The organism is Mucilaginibacter sp. R-33 (genome assembly GCF_049949235.1).
Lineage (GTDB): Bacteria > Bacteroidota > Bacteroidia > Sphingobacteriales > Sphingobacteriaceae > Mucilaginibacter.
This window is the reverse complement of the sequence record NZ_CP188089.1, coordinates 934,304-952,447: the sequence shown is the minus strand read 5'-3', so window position 1 is coordinate 952,447 and position 18,144 is coordinate 934,304. Positions and strand designations below refer to the sequence as shown.

Sequence of the window (18,144 nt, the reverse complement as noted above, 5' to 3'; positions counted from 1 at the left end):
CTGCAAACTGAAATGATCACCATCCAAAAAACAGCCGAGCTCACAGGCCATGCCAACCCAATATTCACGCTTGAGTTATCGCAAAAGCCGGGCATATTGTTTACGGGCGGAAATGATAAAGGACTGGTTGAATGGGGCTTGAATGATTTCACTTTTATTAAAGTGATGTTCCCGGTCAATGCATCTATTTATGCTATTCATTGTCCGGAGGGATATCCGCTAATGTTTGCTGGTTTGCGCAGCGGCGAAGTTCTGGTGTTTGATTTTATTCAGCAAAAATTGCTCAAACCTTTAAGGCACCACCGCAAGGCTATCTTCGATATCAAATCATCAGTTAAAAAAGATGAGTTATTAATAGCATCGGAAGATGGCACCGTATCTGTATGGAACCTTAAAACGCTTGAAATGGTGCACAGCATAACAGTATCCAGGGACACCGTTCGTTGTATTGCCGTTTCGCCGGATCAAAAACAGGTGGCATTCGGTTGCCGGGATAATCACATCGCCATTTACGACCTGGAAGATTATACTATTATTAAAGCTCTTCATGGCCATACTATGGCTGTTTTTGCGCTTGTCTACAGTCCCGATGGGAGTTACATCGCTTCCGGCTCAAGAGATGCACAGGTAAAGATTTGGGATAGCAGCAGTTATCATGAAATAAAAAATGTTCCTGCCCATTTATTTGCGGTGAACCATATTGCATTCCATCCCACCCTACCCTATTTTGCTACCGCCAGCATGGATAAAAGTATCAAGATTTGGGGATCGGACGATTTTAAACTCTACAAAAATATCAGCAGGGAAAAAGGCTATCCAGGCCATGTGTTATCTGTCAATAAATTAGCTTGGGGAACTCCCGACCAACTCCTTTCGGTAAGTGACGATAAAAAGATCATTTCATGGGAGATTAAATTTAGTTGACATCCTTCTTTTTTTCAGGAAACTTATCTTACCAAATTAAACTATCTTCCTTCCGTATGCCTTTACATTATTGGGGTAAATAAGGCATGGAGCTAATTAAAAAAACGCCTTATGCCGCACAGGTTATGGGTATATTTTTTTTGCTCCCGTGAGTATATACCATCTTCGTTAATAGTATCAATTTTAACCTTGCCCGATGCATGAATGATGTGCTCATTATTAAGTATAATACCTACGTGAGTTACCCTGCCTTCGGAATTATCAAAAAAAGCCAGATCGCCTAACCGTGCTTCCTTTATCGAATCAACCTTGATACCTTCTTTCACCTGCATGCTTGCATCCCGCTTAATTCTGAGGCCTTTAAGTTTGTAAACCATTTGTGTAAAGCCCGAGCAATCAATACCAAAATGCGTTCGCCCGCCCCACAAGTAAGGAGAGTTCAGAAATGCTTTAGCGGTGGCAGCAATATCTTCAGGCTCACCAATTTTACCAATTATTTCAAAACGTTCATGACCAATGCGGCATGAGGTCCCTTCTAAAAAAGCAAGCGAGCTGCCCGCCGGCAAATAAACAACACTATTGTCGCTCATTTTCCATGCCTGCGTAACCGGCTGGTAAGTGAGCTTTGAGGGATGGTTCCTGATATTTTTATACGCTACATGACCAAGCATAGCAAATTGCAAGCGGCCTATCCACCCGATATACCCATCCGCCTCGGCAATGATCTTAACCCAGTTGTTTTGCCACTCAGTAATTTCAAACACTTCGCCAAATAGCAATTGCGATACCTGCTCACTCCGCTCACTGGGCTCGGCCCTTAGCGGGATTACAGCAAGATTACATATCCCGTACTCCATAGTTCTGTAATGTCAAATAAACAACAATCTGGCACGTATTTTTTAATCTATACGCGGTTAACATTTTAATATGATATTATTTAATAATTGGTATCAGTAACTTTTGGGGTAAAAGCTATACGATAATACAAAATATTTTTGAAATATTTAACCCAACAGAAATCTTCCGGCAATCCTTAATACTTAATTTATCACTCGCCGAATCATCGCTAACTAAAAAGGGACATGCATTGCATATCCCTTTTTATATCCCTAAAATAATGTCCTATTCGTTCATATGCAGCCACTCTTTTTTGGCAAGCAGCTCTTCTTCGCTTTCGCGGATATCTTCGTCATCAACACAACAATCTACAGGGCAAACCGCAGCACACTGGGGTTCATCATGGAAACCTACACATTCGGTACACTTATCGGGTACTATATAATAAATATCGTCAGATAATGCAGCTTGTGTTTCTTCGGCATTCAGGGTATTACCATCGCCAAAATCAATTATCCCTCTAAGGCCAGTCCCATCGCTGAAACGCCAGGCCGCTCCTGCATCATAAATAGCATTATTAGGGCATTCCGGTTCGCAGGCCCCGCAGTTTATGCATTCGTCGGTGATTTTAATCGCCATATTTCTAAATATCTAATAATCTCAATTAACTTTGCCTGCAAATTACAAGCGTACAAATATAACAAAAAAAGGCTTTAAGGGTTTAATCCCTTAACATATATATGTCAAAAATTAATCCAAAAAACTCAATAAATTCATTTTCGGAGTTAGGCAGGCAACTCCTGGCCCCCGATGCGGCATTAAGCGCACTCATTGAAAACGAACAATATCATAATGCCTGGTTTACGCCGGCAAGTGTTTCAGAAGCCGTTACAGCCATAGGCGCCATGCTTAACGTGGAAGATCTAACTACATGGCTTTCGAAATATGTGCTTGAAACAGGCAAACCTGCAAAAAACGTAGGGCTTATACTGGCAGGCAACATCCCGCTGGTAGGGTTTCATGACGTGCTTTGTGTTATTGCTTCCGGCAACAAGGCGCTTATCAAAGCCTCATCACAGGATGCACGACTCATCAAAGCTGTATTGGAAAAACTGGTAGCTATTGATTCTGCTTTTGCCGGCAGCTTTAACTTTGTTGACAGGCTGGAAGGTTTTGACGCCATCATAGCCACAGGCAGCAACAACAGCTCACGTTATTTTGATTATTATTTTAGTAAAGTTCCTAACATCATCCGCAAAAACCGCAATAGCATCGCTGTATTGGGCGGCAAGGAAACCGCCGCCGAACTTTTCAATCTCGGCCATGACATTTTAGATTATTACGGCCTTGGCTGTCGCAACGTATCCAAAATACTGGTACCAGAGGGGTATGACTTTACTTTCTTTTTTGAATCGATAGAAGATCATAAAGCCATTATCAATCATCATAAATACAACAATAATTACGATTATAACAAATCCATTTACCTGGTTAACGGTGATAAACATTTTGATAACGGTTTTTTGATGGTTAAAGAAGATGACAGGCTGACATCTCCGCTGTCAGTATTATTCTTTAACTACTATCATGACATGGCAGGGGTCGAAAATATCATCGATCAGAATGCGGAAAATATCCAGTGTATAGTGAGCAAACTACCGCTGCAGGTTACAAGCCAGGTAGTAGGTTTTGGACAAAGCCAGCAACCCAAACTATGGGATTATGCCGACGGCGTGGATACGATGGAATTTTTGTCAAGTCTTTAAATAAATAATACCTTTGGGAAGTAAGGTGAAAGGATAAAGGTAAAAGGCGAAAGGTTACTACCTTTTTCACTTTAAAAGGCAACCTTTTGCCTTTTACCTTTCAGCTTTAACCTTAAAAAAATGTATATCATAAAAGTTAAAGGTGTCGCTAAAATACCCGATTATGTGCAGTTGCGTGATGATAAATTTACGCTGCTGGCTTATTTCAGGGTTGACAGGCCGGATAAATCGCTGGACAAAGTTGGCTTGGGCGACAAGGCCGACGAAATCATGAATATTATCAAAGACCTGCCGTTTGGGCAGATCTTAAAATTAGAGCTATAAAAACGATGATTGGAAATTCTATAATAAAACTAAACAACGTTGATATTTTTCAACAGGCGCACCTGGTACTTTCAAACGTGAATTTACATGTTGATAAAGGTGACTTTGTGTGGCTGATAGGTCAGACAGGGTCAGGAAAAAGCAGCCTGCTGAAAGTAATTTATGGCGATTTGGGAATTAAAGCCGGTACCGGTCATGCCTGTGGTTATGAATTAAGCAAGCTACCCAGCCGCGACATTCCCTACCTGCGCCGTAAACTGGGTATAGTTTTCCAGGATTTTCAGTTGCTTACCGATCGTACCATTGAGCAAAATCTCAACTTTGTAATGCGTGCGACCGGTTGGAACGATAAAAAGCTGATTGCAGATAAAGCTCTTGATGTACTTGAGAAAGTTGGCCTGCGGTCAAAATTAAAGAAAATGCCTCACGAACTTTCAGGTGGCGAGCAGCAGCGTGTGGTTATAGCGCGCGCCCTGCTTAATGATCCAGAAATAATCCTGGCCGATGAACCTACAGGCAACCTCGACCCCGAAACATCTGAAGAAATTGTACTCCTGCTGAAACAGATCAGTCAATCGGGCACTGCTGTACTGGTAGCCACGCACGATTATCACATAATCCGCGCTTTTCCGTCGCGTATTATCAAATGCGAGAACGGTAAGGTTTTGGAAGATGTGGAGATATAAACTAAACCATGATTTTTAGGATTTAAGGATGTCCCTGATGCATAAAACTCAAGGCATCCTTAAATCAGGCGAATCATGGTTCTGGTTTGCCCATTTGGCGCTTCCCCTGTCACCCTTTCTTAAAATTACTACATGCCACTGACAGCTTGACTGCTTTACAGTTGTGGCAAGATACTTGATTGGCACTACTCGCTATGAAATTTAACGATATGTTGAAGAAAAAGAAGAAAGAAAATACGGATAATACTGAAAATATAAACGAAGTGAACAACGAGCAATTACATGACGAGGGGCAGGAACAAGCCCCGATAGCAGAAGCTACAGCCACGGAAATCCAACAAGAAACTGCTGCTGCCGCAACTGTCGAAGAAAAATTGAAAGAAGAACTGGCACAGGCTAATGACAAGTACTTGCGTTTATATGCCGAATTTGATAACTTTAGAAGGCGTACCATTAAAGAACGCGAGGAAGCCCGCAAAACTGAAGGTAAAGATGTAATTGTGGCTTTACTACCCGTACTTGACGACTTTGAGCGCGCGCAACGCGCTATGGATAAGGCTACCGAAGTGGCCCCGGTTAAAGAGGGCGTTACTTTGATCCAAAACAAGCTGAAAAATATACTTGGCCAAAAAGGCCTGAAAGAAATGACATCAATAGGCAATGCCTTTGATGCCGACCTGCATGAAGCCATCACCAATATTCCTGCACCTACTGATGACCTTAAAGGCAAGGTAATGGACGAAATGGAAAAAGGCTATACCCTTAACGACAAAGTGATCCGCTTTGCTAAAGTGGTTGTAGGAGCATAAAAATTAATTATTGAATGATTGATTTAGTGAATTAGTGGTTTAATCACTTTTCGCTTAATCAATCATTCTGCATTACAAATAAAATCATGAGTTTGGATTATTGGTTGGGACGCCGCATATAATTCGCTAACTCACTAACTCATTAATTCGACATTAAATAACATGGCTAAAAGAGATTATTACGATGTGCTTGGGGTTGCGAAAGGCGCAAGTGCTGATGACATAAAAAAAGCATATCGTAAAATGGCTATTAAATATCACCCTGATAAAAACCAGGGCGATAAGGAAGCGGAAGAAAAGTTTAAGGAAGCTGCCGAAGCTTACGAAGTACTAAGCACTCCCGAAAAACGTCAGCGTTATGATCAGTTTGGCCATGCAGCCAACGCTTCATCGCCAAATGGTGGCGGTTATGGTGGCGGTGGCATGAATATGGACGACATATTTAGCCAGTTTGGCGATATTTTTGGCGGGGGCAGTCCGTTTGAAGGCTTCTTTGGCGGCGGCCGTCAAAGCGGCGGCGGCAGGCGTGTAGCCCGCGGTAGTAACCTACGTATTAAAGTGCGCTTAACACTTGAAGAAATTGCCAACGGGGCCGAAAAGAAAATCAAGGTTAACAAGCAGATCATCTGTAAAACCTGCGACGGCAGCGGTGCTAAGGACAAATCATCGTTCCAAACCTGCAAAACCTGCGGTGGTTCAGGTGCGGTACGCAGAGTAACCAATACCATTTTAGGCCAGATGCAAACCACCAGCACCTGCCCTACCTGTAACGGAGAAGGTTCAACCATACTGTCAAAATGTAATGTTTGTCATGGTGACGGCGTGGTTCGCGGTGAAGAGCTGATCACCATCCAGGTGCCTGCAGGTGTTAGCGAAGGTATGCAGTTGAGCATGAGCGGTAAAGGTAATGCAGCCCCACGCGGCGGTGTTCCCGGCGACCTTATCATCCTGATTGAAGAAGTACCTCACGAAACATTAAAACGTGATGGCAACAATGTGATCTATGATCTGCATGTAAACTTTGTTGATGCAACTTTAGGCACATCTATTGAAGTGCCAACCATTGACGGTAAAGCCAAAATAAAAATTGACCCCGGAACACAAGGAGGCAAAATCCTGCGCCTGAAAGGTAAGGGACTACCAGAAGTAAACTCATATCACCGTGGTGATCAGTTGGTGCACATTAACATATGGACACCAAAAGCATTAAGCCGCGAGGAGCGTGAGATCCTGGAAAAACTGCAAGGTTCTCCTAACTTTAAACCCAATCCGGGCAAAAACGAAAAAAGTTTCTTTGAACGGATGAAGGAATACTTTGAATAGTATTTGCTTTAGGTAAAAGGATAAAGGCGAAAGCTGAAAAATATATCAAAGCCCGGAGTTATTATGACTTCGGGCTTTTTAGTTTCTCAACGCAAGTTCAAGCGCGGGCGCCTGACTGACATTATATCACCCCAGCTTTTTCCAACTCCACCTGCATTTGCTGCTGCAAACTTAGGGCTTCCGCGCGGGCGGCGTCGGCAAAATCTTCACCGTTGCTTGCATATAATATAGAACGCGACGAGTTTACAATAAGGCCACAATCTTTAGTAATACCGTATTTGCAAACTTCTTCCAGGCTTCCGCCCTGCGCCCCTACTCCGGGTACCAGTAAAAAGCTATCTGGCGCGTATGCGCGGATATTGGTAAATTCGGTGCTTTTAGTAGCCCCTACTACGTACATGATCCTGTCGGCTCCGGCCCAGGTGTTGGCCTTTTTTATCACATTTTCATATAAATAGCCATCCCCGGTTTGCAGGTATTGAAAATCCTTACTACCTACAGATGATGTTAGGGCCAAAATAATAACCCATTTACCCTCGTAAGCAAGATATGGCGTAACACTGTCATTACCCATATAAGGCGTAATGGTTATAGCATCAAAGCTCATCCCGCCCGATTGCTCATCAAAAAATGCTTTGGCATATTTATCGGATGTATTGCCGATATCGCCCCGTTTAGCGTCAATGATGCTTAAACAATCTTTGGGCAGGTATTTATAGGTATCAATTAAGCTTTGTAATCCTTTTATACCATAGGCTTCGTAAAAAGCGGCATTAGGCTTATAAGCTATACAGAGATCCTGCGTAGCATCAATGATGCGTTTGTTAAATTCAAGTACAGGATCGGGATATGATCTTAAAAATTCCGGGATCTTGTTGAGATCGGGATCAAGCCCAACACATAAAAACGATTTCTTTTTTTTGATTTGTTCAATTAACTCTTGGCGGGACATCATCAGCGACTGAATAATATTTTAATTGTCAAAAAAACTAAAAATTTGGCTTATGTGTTCTGATATAAGTGATATTTATTTAATTAATTTGAAATTAAAGAATAATTGTTTACACTTGCATCGTTTTCCATTGAATTTTTCTTGCACTAAAGAAACAATTTAAATCACCACGCTTTTTATTAACACTTTAAATAATACTTGCATGGGGTTGGATGTTTACTAAAACAAGGTTTCAAGATCAATTTCTTTCAATTATAGCCTCATATGTTTTTACATGTGGTCAAGCTTTAACACTTGCATAGAAATTTTTGCCGTTTGAAAACAAATTACAATTAAAAAATCCCATTGAACTATAATTCATATCATGTCTGATAAAATTGAATTGAACGACAAACTCGTTTCTGAGTTGCGCGAAATTGCCAGAAATTTAGGTATTGCTGAGGCCGACGAACTACGTAAAGCTCAGCTTGTTGCCCGTATTATTGAACAACAACAGCTTATTGAAGCCGCCAGGGCCCAACAAGATCTAATTGAATCAAACTATACCCCTACACCCGCGCCAGGCGAAGCGCCTGCCGAAACAATTGAAAAACCCCGAAAAAGAACTCGTGTTATAAAAACCAAAGATTCATCAAAACCGCGTATAGAGGTTCCTTTAGATGATACCAATCTTTTTGATGCGCAGGATGATGAGCCATCACAGGATGATCCGGAAACTGAAATTCCTGCTGTAACCACAGAAACGGAAGCGCCGCAAGCCGGTGAAACAGTTACCCGTACAGAAGAAGTTGTTCCGGAAGCCCGCCCGCAAAAATTTGAGCGCAGGGTTAACAGCAACAACCAAAACCAGCAAAAAGCACAGGAACCGCCAATCAATCTCGATTTTGATAATGTAATTGTAAATGAGGGTGTTTTGGAAATCATGCCTGATGGTTATGGCTTCCTTCGTTCATCTGATTATAACTACCTTACTTCTCCCGATGATATTTACGTATCACAATCGCAGATAAAACTATTCGGCCTTAAAACAGGTGATACTGTTAGGGGCAGCATCCGCCCACCGAAAGAAGGTGAAAAATACTTCCCGCTGGTACGTGTTGAGGCCATTAACGGCCGAATCCCGGCCGAAGTGCGTGACCGCGTTCCGTTTGATCACTTAACGCCATTGTTCCCTTCCGAAAAGCTGAGCCTCTTCACCGATCCGAACAACTATTCAACCCGCATTATGGACCTGTTTTCGCCTATTGGTAAAGGTCAGCGTGGTTTAATCGTGGCACAGCCAAAAACTGGTAAAACCATGTTATTAAAGGATGTGGCCAATGCTATTGCCAAAAACCATCCTGAAGTATACCTTATTATATTGCTGATAGACGAACGTCCGGAAGAGGTTACCGACATGGCCCGTAGTGTACGAGCCGAAGTTGTATCATCAACCTTTGATGAGCCAGCCGAACGCCACGTAAAAATTGCTAATATTGTACTTGAAAAATCAAAACGTATGGTGGAGTGTGGCCATGACGTAGTGATCCTCCTTGACTCTATCACCCGTTTGGCACGCGCTTATAATACTGTTGCCCCTGCATCAGGTAAAATATTATCAGGCGGTGTTGATGCTAACGCATTGCACAAACCTAAACGCTTTTTTGGCGCCGCGCGTAACATTGAGGATGGCGGTTCATTAACTATCATCGCCACAGCGCTTACCGAAACCGGCTCAAAAATGGATGAGGTTATTTTTGAAGAATTTAAAGGTACCGGCAACATGGAGTTACAACTGGATCGTAAATTATCAAATAAACGCATCTTCCCTGCTATCGATATCACCGCTTCAAGTACCCGCCGCGACGACTTACTGCTTGACCGTGACACGCTTCAGCGTATCTGGATCCTTCGCAATCACCTTGCCGATATGAATTCGCAGGAATCAATGGAGTTTTTACAAGCTCAAATAAGGGGCACAAAAACTAACGAAGAATTTCTGATTTCGATGAATTCGTAATATTTTAGCGATAATGAAGTTATAAGTAAGTAGAATATTATTTGTAACTTCATTATTACTTAATAAATTCCTGATAACTTCGATGGCGAAATGAAGAGACGCGTCAAAAAACACCTTCCAAATGCTATTACCTGCGCCAACCTTTTTAGCGGTTGTATAGGTATAGTTTTCGCTTTCCAGGGTAACCTCATAGTGGCTGCTTATGCCATTTTTCTTTCCTCAATATTTGATTTTTTTGATGGCCTTGCATCAAGGGTTTTAAACTCCTATTCATTTATTGGTAAAGACCTCGATTCGCTGGCCGATATGGTGAGCTTTGGCGTACTGCCGTCGGTGATTATGTACGAACTATTTTTACAGGCTCCGCAAATAGACAACGTAAGTCACCTGTTAAACTTCGTTGCATTCCTTTTACCGGTATTTTCGGCGTTGAGGCTTGCCAAGTTCAATAACGACACGCGGCAATCAGATAGCTTTATCGGTTTACCAACACCAGCAAACGCCATCCTTATAGCATCGCTGCCTTTAATAGTACAGCAGTACGATGCTTTGGCACATTACATTTTAAATCCTTACCTTCTAACAGTCCTGGTTTTAATAATGTGTACCCTACTGGTATCCGAAATACCGCTCATGTCGCTTAAATTCAAGAACCGCGACTTTAACAAAAACATTTTCCGTTATTTACTGCTCTTGTTTTCGGCAATACTCATACTATTTTTTAAATTTGTGGCCGTTCCGGTGGTTATATTTATTTATATCACCTTATCTCTAATTCAAACAAAACTCACAAATGACAAAGTTCCAGGCTGAAATCGACGTAATGCCCAAAAAAGAAATACTTGATCCACAAGGAAAAGCAGTAACCGGTAGCATGAAAAACCTTGGCTTAGCCGAAATTCATAACGTGCGCATTGGCAAACACATTACGCTTGAAATAGAAGCCGAAAATGCCGAAGCCGCCAGTGCCAAAGTTGACCAGGCCTGCAAAAACCTGTTGGCTAACCTGATCATGGAAAGCTATACTTTTAAAATATCTGAAGTTTAGGTTCTTTAGGTGAAAGGCGAAAGGTAAAAGCTGAAAGGCTTTTTATTTGCTCCTAAATAACCAAAGCCATAAAAACAAAAAAGGCAAGAGGGAAATCTCTTGCCTTTTTTGTTTTTATCTTCCAGCGGCGAAACCTTTCACCTTTCACCTTTCACCTTTCACCTTTCACCTTTCACCTTTCACCTTAAAGACTTACAAATTAGCTTCCTTTTCGGCTTTAATTTCCTTTAAAGTGATGAGGTTTGCAGATACCATGCTGTTTACCTGGTTAAACTTTTCAAATATTTCGGTTGGGTTCTGACCGCCGGCTTTACAGGCCAGCTCAACTTCCTGTATGGTAGCCTGACTTATGGGCATACCAAAAAAACCAAGGTTAGGCTTTAATTTATGAGCTGCCTGGGCTGCTAACGCCCAATCCTGGTTATTTAACGCGTTGCTGATCGTATTAAGTAGATCGGGCGATTGCTCAAGGAACATCCCAATCGAGTCAACAATAAAATCGTCGCTACCATCGGCAATCTCGTATAAAAAAGAAAGATCAAGGTCCTGTTCTGGTGAAATATCTGCCATTATAAAAGCTTTGTGTTTATTCAAAAATATGCTTTTTTACGATTAAGTTATCCTTTAGTTCATCCTTTAGCTGCAAAATATTTTTTTTGAACACAGGATGAATAAGGTTAGGTGCTATCTCGGCCAGGGGGATCAGCGTAAAACTGCGTTTATACAATTCGGGATGGGGCACCACCAGGTTAAAATCATGGATCACTTCATCGCCATAAAACAAAATATCAATATCAATAATGCGCGATCCCCATTTAACCTCCCGCTTACGACCCATTTGCAGTTCGATATTCAATATTTTTTCCAACACGTCCTGCGCCGACAGATCAGTTTGGAGCATCAGCACCTGGTTTAAATAGTCGGGCTCATCGGTTTTACCCCACGACTGGGTTTCATAAACCGACGATATCAGTTTAACCGGAGCAATCTGGGCCGAAATAGATTCAATTGCCTGCTGCAGAAACAATTCGCGGGTACCGAGGTTGCTCCCAAGTAATAAAAAAACATCAATCATGTTGTAACAAATATAATGGAAACCGCTCTTAGCATTATACGGCTCCTTATTACTAAGTTTGCATAGTTAAAAAGATTTATAACATTAATGAAACAATTCTTCAAATTCGTTCTGGCCACTATTGTAGGGGTAATTATTTCGGGTATAATAATAGGTGTTGTAGGAGCGGTTCTTGTTATCGGCCTTATTGCATCCGCAGGCAGTGATAAAACTGTAGATGTTAGCTCAAACTCTATTTTATACATGTCGCTTAAAAATCAGATCACCGAGCGTACACCAAACAATCCCCTTGCCGGTCTGGATTTTTTAGGTTTGAATGAAGATAAATCAATCGGCTTAAATGATATCCTGGCTGATATTAAAAAAGCCAAAACCGACGATAATATTAAAGGCATATGCCTTGATGAGAGTTATATGACCGCCGGCCAGGCCACTACCGAAGAGATCCGCAACGCACTAATCGACTTTAAAAAATCAGGTAAATTTATTGTAGCCTACGCCGAAGTATATACCCAGGGCTTTTACTACCTGGCATCGGTTGCCGATAAAGTTTATATTAACCCAAAAGGCATTTTTGAGTTTCACGGCTTTAGTTCTCAAACCACTTTCCTGAAGGGAGCACTGGACAAATTAGGCATAGAAGCACAGATCATTAAAGTTGGCACCTTTAAAAGCGCTGTTGAACCGTTGTTCCTTACCAAGATGAGTGATGCCAATAAGCTACAGGTAACTTCATATCTTGGTTCACTGTACAATCATTTTTTAACAGGCATCAGCAAAAGCCGCGGCCTTAACAGGGATTCGTTATTCACTTATGCCGATAATATGCGCATTCAATTTCCTGAGGATGCCTATAAATTGAAGTTGGTTGACGGCTTAAAATATAAAGATGAGATCCTGAACGATTTGAAAAGGCGCACTGGCACTGATTTAAAAGACGACTTAAAAAGCGTTGACCTTAGGGACTACGCTAAAAGCAAAAGTGATGATTCGGACGATAAGGAGGATGATTCATCATCTAAAAACCGTATCGCCCTTGTCTATGCATCGGGCGATATCACCGGTGGCGATGGCGACGATAACAATATCGGTTCAGAAACTATTTCGAAAGCATTGCGCAAAGCTCGTTTAGATGATAAAGTTAAAGCTGTGGTATTGCGTGTAAATTCGCCGGGCGGCAGCTCACTGGCATCTGACGTGATCTGGCGCGAGGTGAAACTCATCCACGAAAAAAAGCCGATCATTGTTTCTATGGGCGATTATGCTGCATCGGGTGGTTATTACATTTCATGTGCGGCCGATTCGATCATTGCCCAGCCTAATACTATTACCGGTTCTATCGGCATTTTCGCCGTATTGCCAAACATGCAAAAACTGTTTAACGATAAACTGGGTGTAACCTTTGATGGTGTAAAAACCGGGAAGTATGCAGATTTGGGCGATATTAGCCGTCCGCTTAATCCCGACGAGCGCCTGATATTACAAAACAGTGTGAACCGTGGCTATGATGAATTTACGAAAGCAGTGGCCGAAGGCCGCGGCAAAACACAGGCTTACATTAACAGCATTGGCCAGGGCCGTGTTTGGACCGGAGAGCAGGCCCTAAAAATTGGCCTGGTTGACCGTTTGGGGAATATCAACGACGCTATCACTTCAGCTGCCAAAAAAGCCAAGGTCAAAACCTATAATATTGTAAGTTACCCCGAGCAAAAAAGCTTTTTCAACAAGGTGGGCAGCGGTTTAAGCGCCGAAGTACAAACCCGCATGGTGAAAAACGAACTTGGCGAAAATTACCGTGTTTATCAACAGATCAAAGGCATCACTCAAATGATGCGCACTCCGCAAGCCCGCCTTCCTTACGATTTGGTGATCAAATAATATTTCATTAATACATTTAATTTTGATTGTGAAAAGCTGCCCGATTTGGGTGGCTTTTTTGTTGTCCGGTAAGACTTGCAAAATTTTGAAAACTGCATAAGTCTGTTAAATATAATACATCTTATCCCCTCTTCAAATAAGCATTCGGCACATTCATCGGTACATAGTCAATTCCGTAAGCATGCTTTATCAGCAGGCTAACTACCTCCATAATAGTTTGCTCCTTGCGGTGAAATTGTGGTAGTGACCCCATCATGGCATAACTTATTGGGTTTACAGATGGAATAAACGTTTCCCATTCATATCCCCGGCCCCAGATCAACCCTTTAACTGTATAGAACAGATCGGTACCGTTTTGCAACAGAAAGTGAAGCATATCAACAGAACTATTCCCGTTTTGATTAACCGTATGAAAAATAGGTGTATGTCCGCCGAAACCATGATCATCATAAGCTGCTTTGGCATTTACATCAGCCCCATGCTGTAAAAGTATTTTGGCGCAGGCAAGGCTATTATATTCGGCGCAAAAATGCATGAGTGTTCCACCCGTTAAAGGAGTATAGGTATTATTATATAAAGAATAGGTTTTGTTAACAGCAGATGGATCTATCGTCAAAGCCTGTTTTAACATCTCCTCATCGTGGGCAAAAACCGCCAGTAACGCCTTGTATTCATAATCAAGTCCGGCATCAATAAAAGCTTGCACACATTCTTTAAACCGGGGGCCGCGGGCATACATTTCAACCATCATGGTAAAAACAGGCATGCCATCATGAACTTCGTTCGGGCTGCCGCCTTTATTAAAATACGCTTTGATCTCATCAACAGCATGAGTTTCGGCGGCGTAAAGGATGTCGTTATAATCGGGCATGATCTTTTTATTAAAGTTAAAGAATCCAATGATTACTCATTCAATAATTTAAAAGACGCCAGCCAGGTATTCTCAAACTGTATTATGGCTTGCCTTTCGCGAGAAAATAGCCCTGCTCAAAAACAAACCCACCGCATAAGCTGTCATTACAATGGCTTTTTGTATTTTTACTGCCTCATTGTAATTATGGAAAATAAACCCATAGCTCGTACACTTCGTTTACTCTCACAACTCATGGAACTCCATGAGGTTAATCCGTTCAAGATCAAATCGGTAGCCAACGCAGCTTTTAAGGTTGATAAGCTCCCCTTCCCTATCGCCGGTAAAAAACTGGACGAACTGGAGAAGATTGATGGTATAGGTAAAAGCATAGCCGGCAAAGTTGCTGAGTTGCTTGAAACCGGCACCATGACCGAGCTGCAGGATATGTTGGATAAAACCCCTGCCGGTGTGGTTGAAATGATGGGTATTAAAGGCATCGGCCCCAAAAAGGTAGCTGTCATCTGGAAAGAACTGGGCATTGAAAATACCGGTGAGCTTTTTTATGCCTGCAATGAAAACCGCCTGATAGAGGCAAAGGGCTTCGGTCTTAAAACGCAGGAAGAGATCCGTAAGGCTATTGAGTTCAGGATGGCGAGCAATGGCAAATTTCTTTTTGCCCAGGTTGAAAAGGAAGCCAACGAACTGATGGATGAGGTAAAAGCCATTTTCCCTGATGCGCTAAAGCATTTCGCCGGCGAATTCAGGCGTTTGAATGAGATCATCACCGAAATTGTGATCGTAGTAGGTAGCCTTAACCATGATGTTGCCTACGAAGCGCTGGTAAATTCAACCATACTTTGCAATGTAAGTAAAAATCAAAACCATATTCAGGGCGAGCTGCAAAATGGCTTGCTCGTTGATATTGTTTGTGTAGATAAGGCTGATTATTACAAAGAACTATTTATCAATACAGGTACTGATGATCATGTACAGGCCGTTTTCGACAGGATTAATGTTCCTGTTGAACAGCCAGAAACGGAAGAAATGATCTACACCAAGGCCGGCTTAAGCTGGATGCAGCCCGAACTGCGTGAAGGTACCCTGTTTATTGAAAAGGCCGAAAAGAACATACTGCCAACGCTCATTAACTGGCACGACCTGCAAGGTACACTTCATAACCACAGCACATGGAGCGATGGCGTTAACAGCATTGAAGAAATGGCCTTGTATTGCCGGGATACCCTGAAATTAGAATACCTGGGCATGTGTGATCACAGTAAGAGCGCGTTTTATGCAAAAGGCCTGAGTATTGAACGGGTATTGCAGCAACATGAAGAAATAGATGCCCTGAATAAAAAACTCGATGGTTTCCATATTTTTAAAGGTATTGAATCGGATATTTTGTATGATGGTTCGCTTGATTATCCTGACGAGATCCTGCAAAAGTTTGATTTCATTGTAGCCTCAGTTCATTCAATCCTCAAAATGGACGAGGAAAAGGCTACGTCGAGACTGATCACCGCAATCGAAAATCCTTATACAACTATATTGGGACACCCAACAGGCAGACTTTTACTAAGTCGTAGCGGATATCCTATCAACTATAAAAAAGTGATAGATGCCTGCGCAGCGAATAACGTAGTTATTGAAATCAATGCCAACCCGTTAAGGCTCGACCTCGACTGGCGCTGGCACCAATATGCTTTAGATAAAGGTGTTATGTTATCTATAAACCCCGATGCCCACCGTATTGAAGGCTTCACAGATATGCATTACGGTATTCTTGCCGCACGTAAAGGCGGTTTGTATAAAGAAATGTGTATGAATGCTATGTCCGTGGCTGAAATTACGAAGGCGTTTGCTGCAAAGAGAGGTTAGTGATTAGAGATCAGAGGTTAGTGTTTTTTACGCGATAAACAATGACCTAATGAAGCAATGAAACAATGACTAAATTAAATGAACCTAAAAGATAAAGTACACGCTATACAGGCTACGGTTCGCAAACCGGCAATACTTGTTATTGGCGACCTGATGGTTGACCATTATATATGGGGCAATGCTACCCGCCTTTCGCCCGAGGCGCCTGTGCCTATTGTAAACGTTAAAAACGAAACCACTACATTAGGTGGTGCCGGTAATGTGGTTCAAAACCTGGTATCATTAGGTGCAAAAGTTATTGTTGCCGGCATAATTGGAAATGACCAGGCTGCCGGAGAATTGATCAAAATCCTGACCGACGAAGGCGTTGAAACTGATACCATCATAAAAGATGCCAACCGCCCTACCACAGTAAAAACCCGCGTTGTTGTTGGCAGCCACCAACTGGTACGTGTTGACCGTGAAGTTACCGACGAAGTATCGGAGCCTATTGCCAACGAGCTTATTAGTAAGCTAAGCGGTTATATTGACGACGCAGATATGGTACTTTTATCTGATTATAACAAAGGCCTGTTTTCGCCGTTCCTAACCCAAGGCATTATAAAAGCAGCAAATGCTAAAGGCAAAAAAGTGATCATCGACCCCAAAGGGCTTAATTATGAAAAATATAAAGGCGCGTTTATCATCAAGCCTAACCGAAAGGAATTGTCTGAAGCTGCTAAAACCGATAAGATCAACTCGATAGAAAGCCTGCAACAGGCCGGTAAGGTAATTTTTGAACAAACCGGGACTCAATATATAGTAGTTACCTTATCCGAAGAAGGCATGGTAATATTAAGCGAAGAGGGCTATCAAAGTTTACCGGTAAAGGCAACCGAAGTGTTTGATGTAACAGGTGCCGGCGATACTGTACTGGCCACCATGGCATACTTTATGGCGGGAGGCTTAAGCATTGAGGATTCATGCGAACTGGCCAACCACGCGGCTGCTATAGTAATTCGCCACGTGGGCAGCGCAACAACTACGGTAGATGAGATTGTTGAGGATATTTTAAAAAGCGAAAGGTAAGGCAGAGGTTAAAGGCCAATGGTTTGAATGTGCTTGCCCTAACCAACCAATGAACTAATGAACCAGTGAACGAATGAACGAAAAAATATTAAACGAACTTAAAGATCACCAGGATACGCTGCAAAGGGTAATTGATACGCTTGGCGGCGATATCGAGACAGCCTGTGATATGATTACCTCAACCATAAAAAACGGCAATAAAGTACTGCTGGCAGGTAACGGCGGCAGCGCTGCAGATGCACAACATATCGCAGCCGAACTTACCGGGCGTTATGTGAAAGATCGTAAACCTTTACCTGGCATCGCCTTAACAGTTGATACTTCCGCGCTTACCTCTATCGCTAATGATTATGGTTACGAGCATGTATTTTCGCGCCAGCTGGAGGCCTTTGCCAGACCGGGCGACTTGTTCGTCGGCATTTCGACCAGTGGAAACAGTGCGGGGATCCTGGCGGCATTTGAGTCGGCTAAAAAACTGGAGGTTAAAACTTTAGGACTTTCGGGCAGGGATGGCGGTAAAATGAACGGACTTTGCGATTTGAATATTATCGTGCCATCAAACATTACCGCGCGCATCCAGGAAATGCATATCCTTATCGGGCATATCCTATGTACCGCCGTTGATGACCTTTTTGATTAAATAATACCGTAGAGACGCATCACATGCGTCTTATAGTGAGCAATAACAAGGGGACGCCTGAGAAGCGTTTCTACAGAAAAAACA

19 protein-coding genes are annotated in these 18,144 nt (G+C 42.3%); 13 read left to right on the top strand and 6 right to left on the bottom strand.

The genetic code is table 11. The features are described from left to right. Positions 1 to 12: 12 nt before the first annotated feature. Positions 13 to 924: a WD40 repeat domain-containing protein gene (locus tag ACP26M_RS04215; protein WP_176627626.1), complete on the top strand. Its 912-nt coding sequence runs from the start codon at positions 13 to 15 to the stop codon at positions 922 to 924. A gap of 92 nt (positions 925 to 1,016) precedes the next feature. On the opposite strand, the gene ACP26M_RS04210 is transcribed toward ACP26M_RS04215, so the two are convergent. Continuing rightward, positions 1,017 to 1,781 (bottom strand): C40 family peptidase, encoded by a 765-nt coding sequence (locus tag ACP26M_RS04210; protein WP_188832721.1) that lies wholly within the window; start codon positions 1,779 to 1,781, stop codon positions 1,017 to 1,019. 265 nt (positions 1,782 to 2,046) lie between these two features. After that, positions 2,047 to 2,400 carry a 4Fe-4S dicluster domain-containing protein gene (locus ACP26M_RS04205; protein ID WP_090526563.1) on the bottom strand — a complete coding sequence of 118 codons (354 nt, stop codon included), beginning with the start codon at positions 2,398 to 2,400 and terminating at the stop codon, positions 2,047 to 2,049. 101 nt (positions 2,401 to 2,501) lie between these two features. Here ACP26M_RS04205 and ACP26M_RS04200 point away from each other — a divergent pair, with 101 nt between their 5' ends. From ACP26M_RS04200 to dnaJ, 5 genes are all read left to right on the top strand, one after another. Then, complete coding sequence (locus tag ACP26M_RS04200) at positions 2,502 to 3,527, top strand: acyl-CoA reductase (protein WP_426586445.1); 1,026 nt, start codon at positions 2,502 to 2,504, stop codon at positions 3,525 to 3,527. A gap of 120 nt (positions 3,528 to 3,647) precedes the next feature. Next, a complete protein-coding gene (locus ACP26M_RS04195; protein ID WP_090526558.1) occupies positions 3,648 to 3,851 on the top strand; it encodes a fructose-6-phosphate aldolase in 204 nt (67 codons plus the stop codon). A 5-nt stretch (positions 3,852 to 3,856) separates the two neighbouring features. Further along, positions 3,857 to 4,537, top strand: a complete 681-nt coding sequence (locus tag ACP26M_RS04190) for a cell division ATP-binding protein FtsE (RefSeq protein WP_090526556.1) — start codon at positions 3,857 to 3,859, stop codon at positions 4,535 to 4,537. Positions 4,538 to 4,731: 194 nt separating this feature from the next. Next, complete coding sequence (locus ACP26M_RS04185; protein ID WP_426586442.1) at positions 4,732 to 5,346, top strand: nucleotide exchange factor GrpE; 615 nt, start codon at positions 4,732 to 4,734, stop codon at positions 5,344 to 5,346. Between the two features lie 162 nt (positions 5,347 to 5,508). Next, complete coding sequence (dnaJ, locus tag ACP26M_RS04180; protein ID WP_426586440.1) at positions 5,509 to 6,669, top strand: molecular chaperone DnaJ; 1,161 nt, start codon at positions 5,509 to 5,511, stop codon at positions 6,667 to 6,669. Between the two features lie 121 nt (positions 6,670 to 6,790). Here dnaJ and pyrF read toward each other — a convergent pair whose 3' ends face one another. Further along, positions 6,791 to 7,621, bottom strand: a complete 831-nt coding sequence (gene pyrF / locus ACP26M_RS04175) for an orotidine-5'-phosphate decarboxylase (protein ID WP_426589695.1) — start codon at positions 7,619 to 7,621, stop codon at positions 6,791 to 6,793. 364 nt (positions 7,622 to 7,985) lie between these two features. Between pyrF and rho the strand changes: the two genes are divergently transcribed. The 3 genes from rho (at position 7,986) to purS (ending at position 10,668) form a co-directional block, all read left to right on the top strand. Continuing rightward, positions 7,986 to 9,620: a transcription termination factor Rho gene (rho, locus tag ACP26M_RS04170; RefSeq protein WP_426586438.1), complete on the top strand. Its 1,635-nt coding sequence runs from the start codon at positions 7,986 to 7,988 to the stop codon at positions 9,618 to 9,620. Positions 9,621 to 9,710: 90 nt separating this feature from the next. Continuing rightward, positions 9,711 to 10,433, top strand: coding sequence for a CDP-diacylglycerol--serine O-phosphatidyltransferase (gene pssA, locus ACP26M_RS04165; RefSeq protein ID WP_426586436.1), 723 nt, complete (start codon positions 9,711 to 9,713; stop codon positions 10,431 to 10,433). Further along, entirely contained in the window at positions 10,414 to 10,668 is a 255-nt protein-coding gene (gene purS, locus ACP26M_RS04160; protein ID WP_090526546.1) for a phosphoribosylformylglycinamidine synthase subunit PurS, read from the top strand. Before pssA ends, purS begins: the two co-directional genes overlap by 20 nt. 192 nt (positions 10,669 to 10,860) lie before the next feature. Here purS and ACP26M_RS04155 read toward each other — a convergent pair whose 3' ends face one another. Both ACP26M_RS04155 and folK read right to left on the bottom strand, forming a co-directional pair. Continuing rightward, entirely contained in the window at positions 10,861 to 11,238 is a 378-nt protein-coding gene (locus ACP26M_RS04155) for an Hpt domain-containing protein (protein ID WP_112655708.1), read from the bottom strand. 16 nt (positions 11,239 to 11,254) lie between these two features. After that, the gene (folK, locus tag ACP26M_RS04150; RefSeq protein WP_176627631.1) at positions 11,255 to 11,743 is read right to left on the bottom strand and encodes a 2-amino-4-hydroxy-6-hydroxymethyldihydropteridine diphosphokinase; all 489 of its coding nucleotides are present in this window, start codon (positions 11,741 to 11,743) and stop codon (positions 11,255 to 11,257) included. Between the two features lie 87 nt (positions 11,744 to 11,830). Here folK and sppA point away from each other — a divergent pair, with 87 nt between their 5' ends. Further along, positions 11,831 to 13,621 (top strand): signal peptide peptidase SppA, encoded by a 1,791-nt coding sequence (gene sppA / locus ACP26M_RS04145; protein WP_426586433.1) that lies wholly within the window; start codon positions 11,831 to 11,833, stop codon positions 13,619 to 13,621. 121 nt (positions 13,622 to 13,742) lie between these two features. On the opposite strand, the gene ACP26M_RS04140 is transcribed toward sppA, so the two are convergent. Beyond that, the gene (locus ACP26M_RS04140; protein WP_426586431.1) at positions 13,743 to 14,492 is read right to left on the bottom strand and encodes an ankyrin repeat domain-containing protein; all 750 of its coding nucleotides are present in this window, start codon (positions 14,490 to 14,492) and stop codon (positions 13,743 to 13,745) included. A 186-nt stretch (positions 14,493 to 14,678) separates the two neighbouring features. Here ACP26M_RS04140 and ACP26M_RS04135 point away from each other — a divergent pair, with 186 nt between their 5' ends. The 3 genes from ACP26M_RS04135 to gmhA all read left to right on the top strand — a co-directional run bounded on the left by ACP26M_RS04135 (position 14,679) and on the right by gmhA (position 18,060). After that, positions 14,679 to 16,352, top strand: coding sequence for a DNA polymerase/3'-5' exonuclease PolX (locus ACP26M_RS04135; RefSeq protein ID WP_176627634.1), 1,674 nt, complete (start codon positions 14,679 to 14,681; stop codon positions 16,350 to 16,352). 78 nt (positions 16,353 to 16,430) lie between these two features. Then, positions 16,431 to 17,420, top strand: a complete 990-nt coding sequence (gene rfaE1, locus ACP26M_RS04130) for a D-glycero-beta-D-manno-heptose-7-phosphate kinase (protein ID WP_426586428.1) — start codon at positions 16,431 to 16,433, stop codon at positions 17,418 to 17,420. Positions 17,421 to 17,493: 73 nt separating this feature from the next. Beyond that, positions 17,494 to 18,060: a D-sedoheptulose 7-phosphate isomerase gene (gmhA, locus tag ACP26M_RS04125; protein WP_188832729.1), complete on the top strand. Its 567-nt coding sequence runs from the start codon at positions 17,494 to 17,496 to the stop codon at positions 18,058 to 18,060. Positions 18,061 to 18,144: the final 84 nt, after the last annotated feature.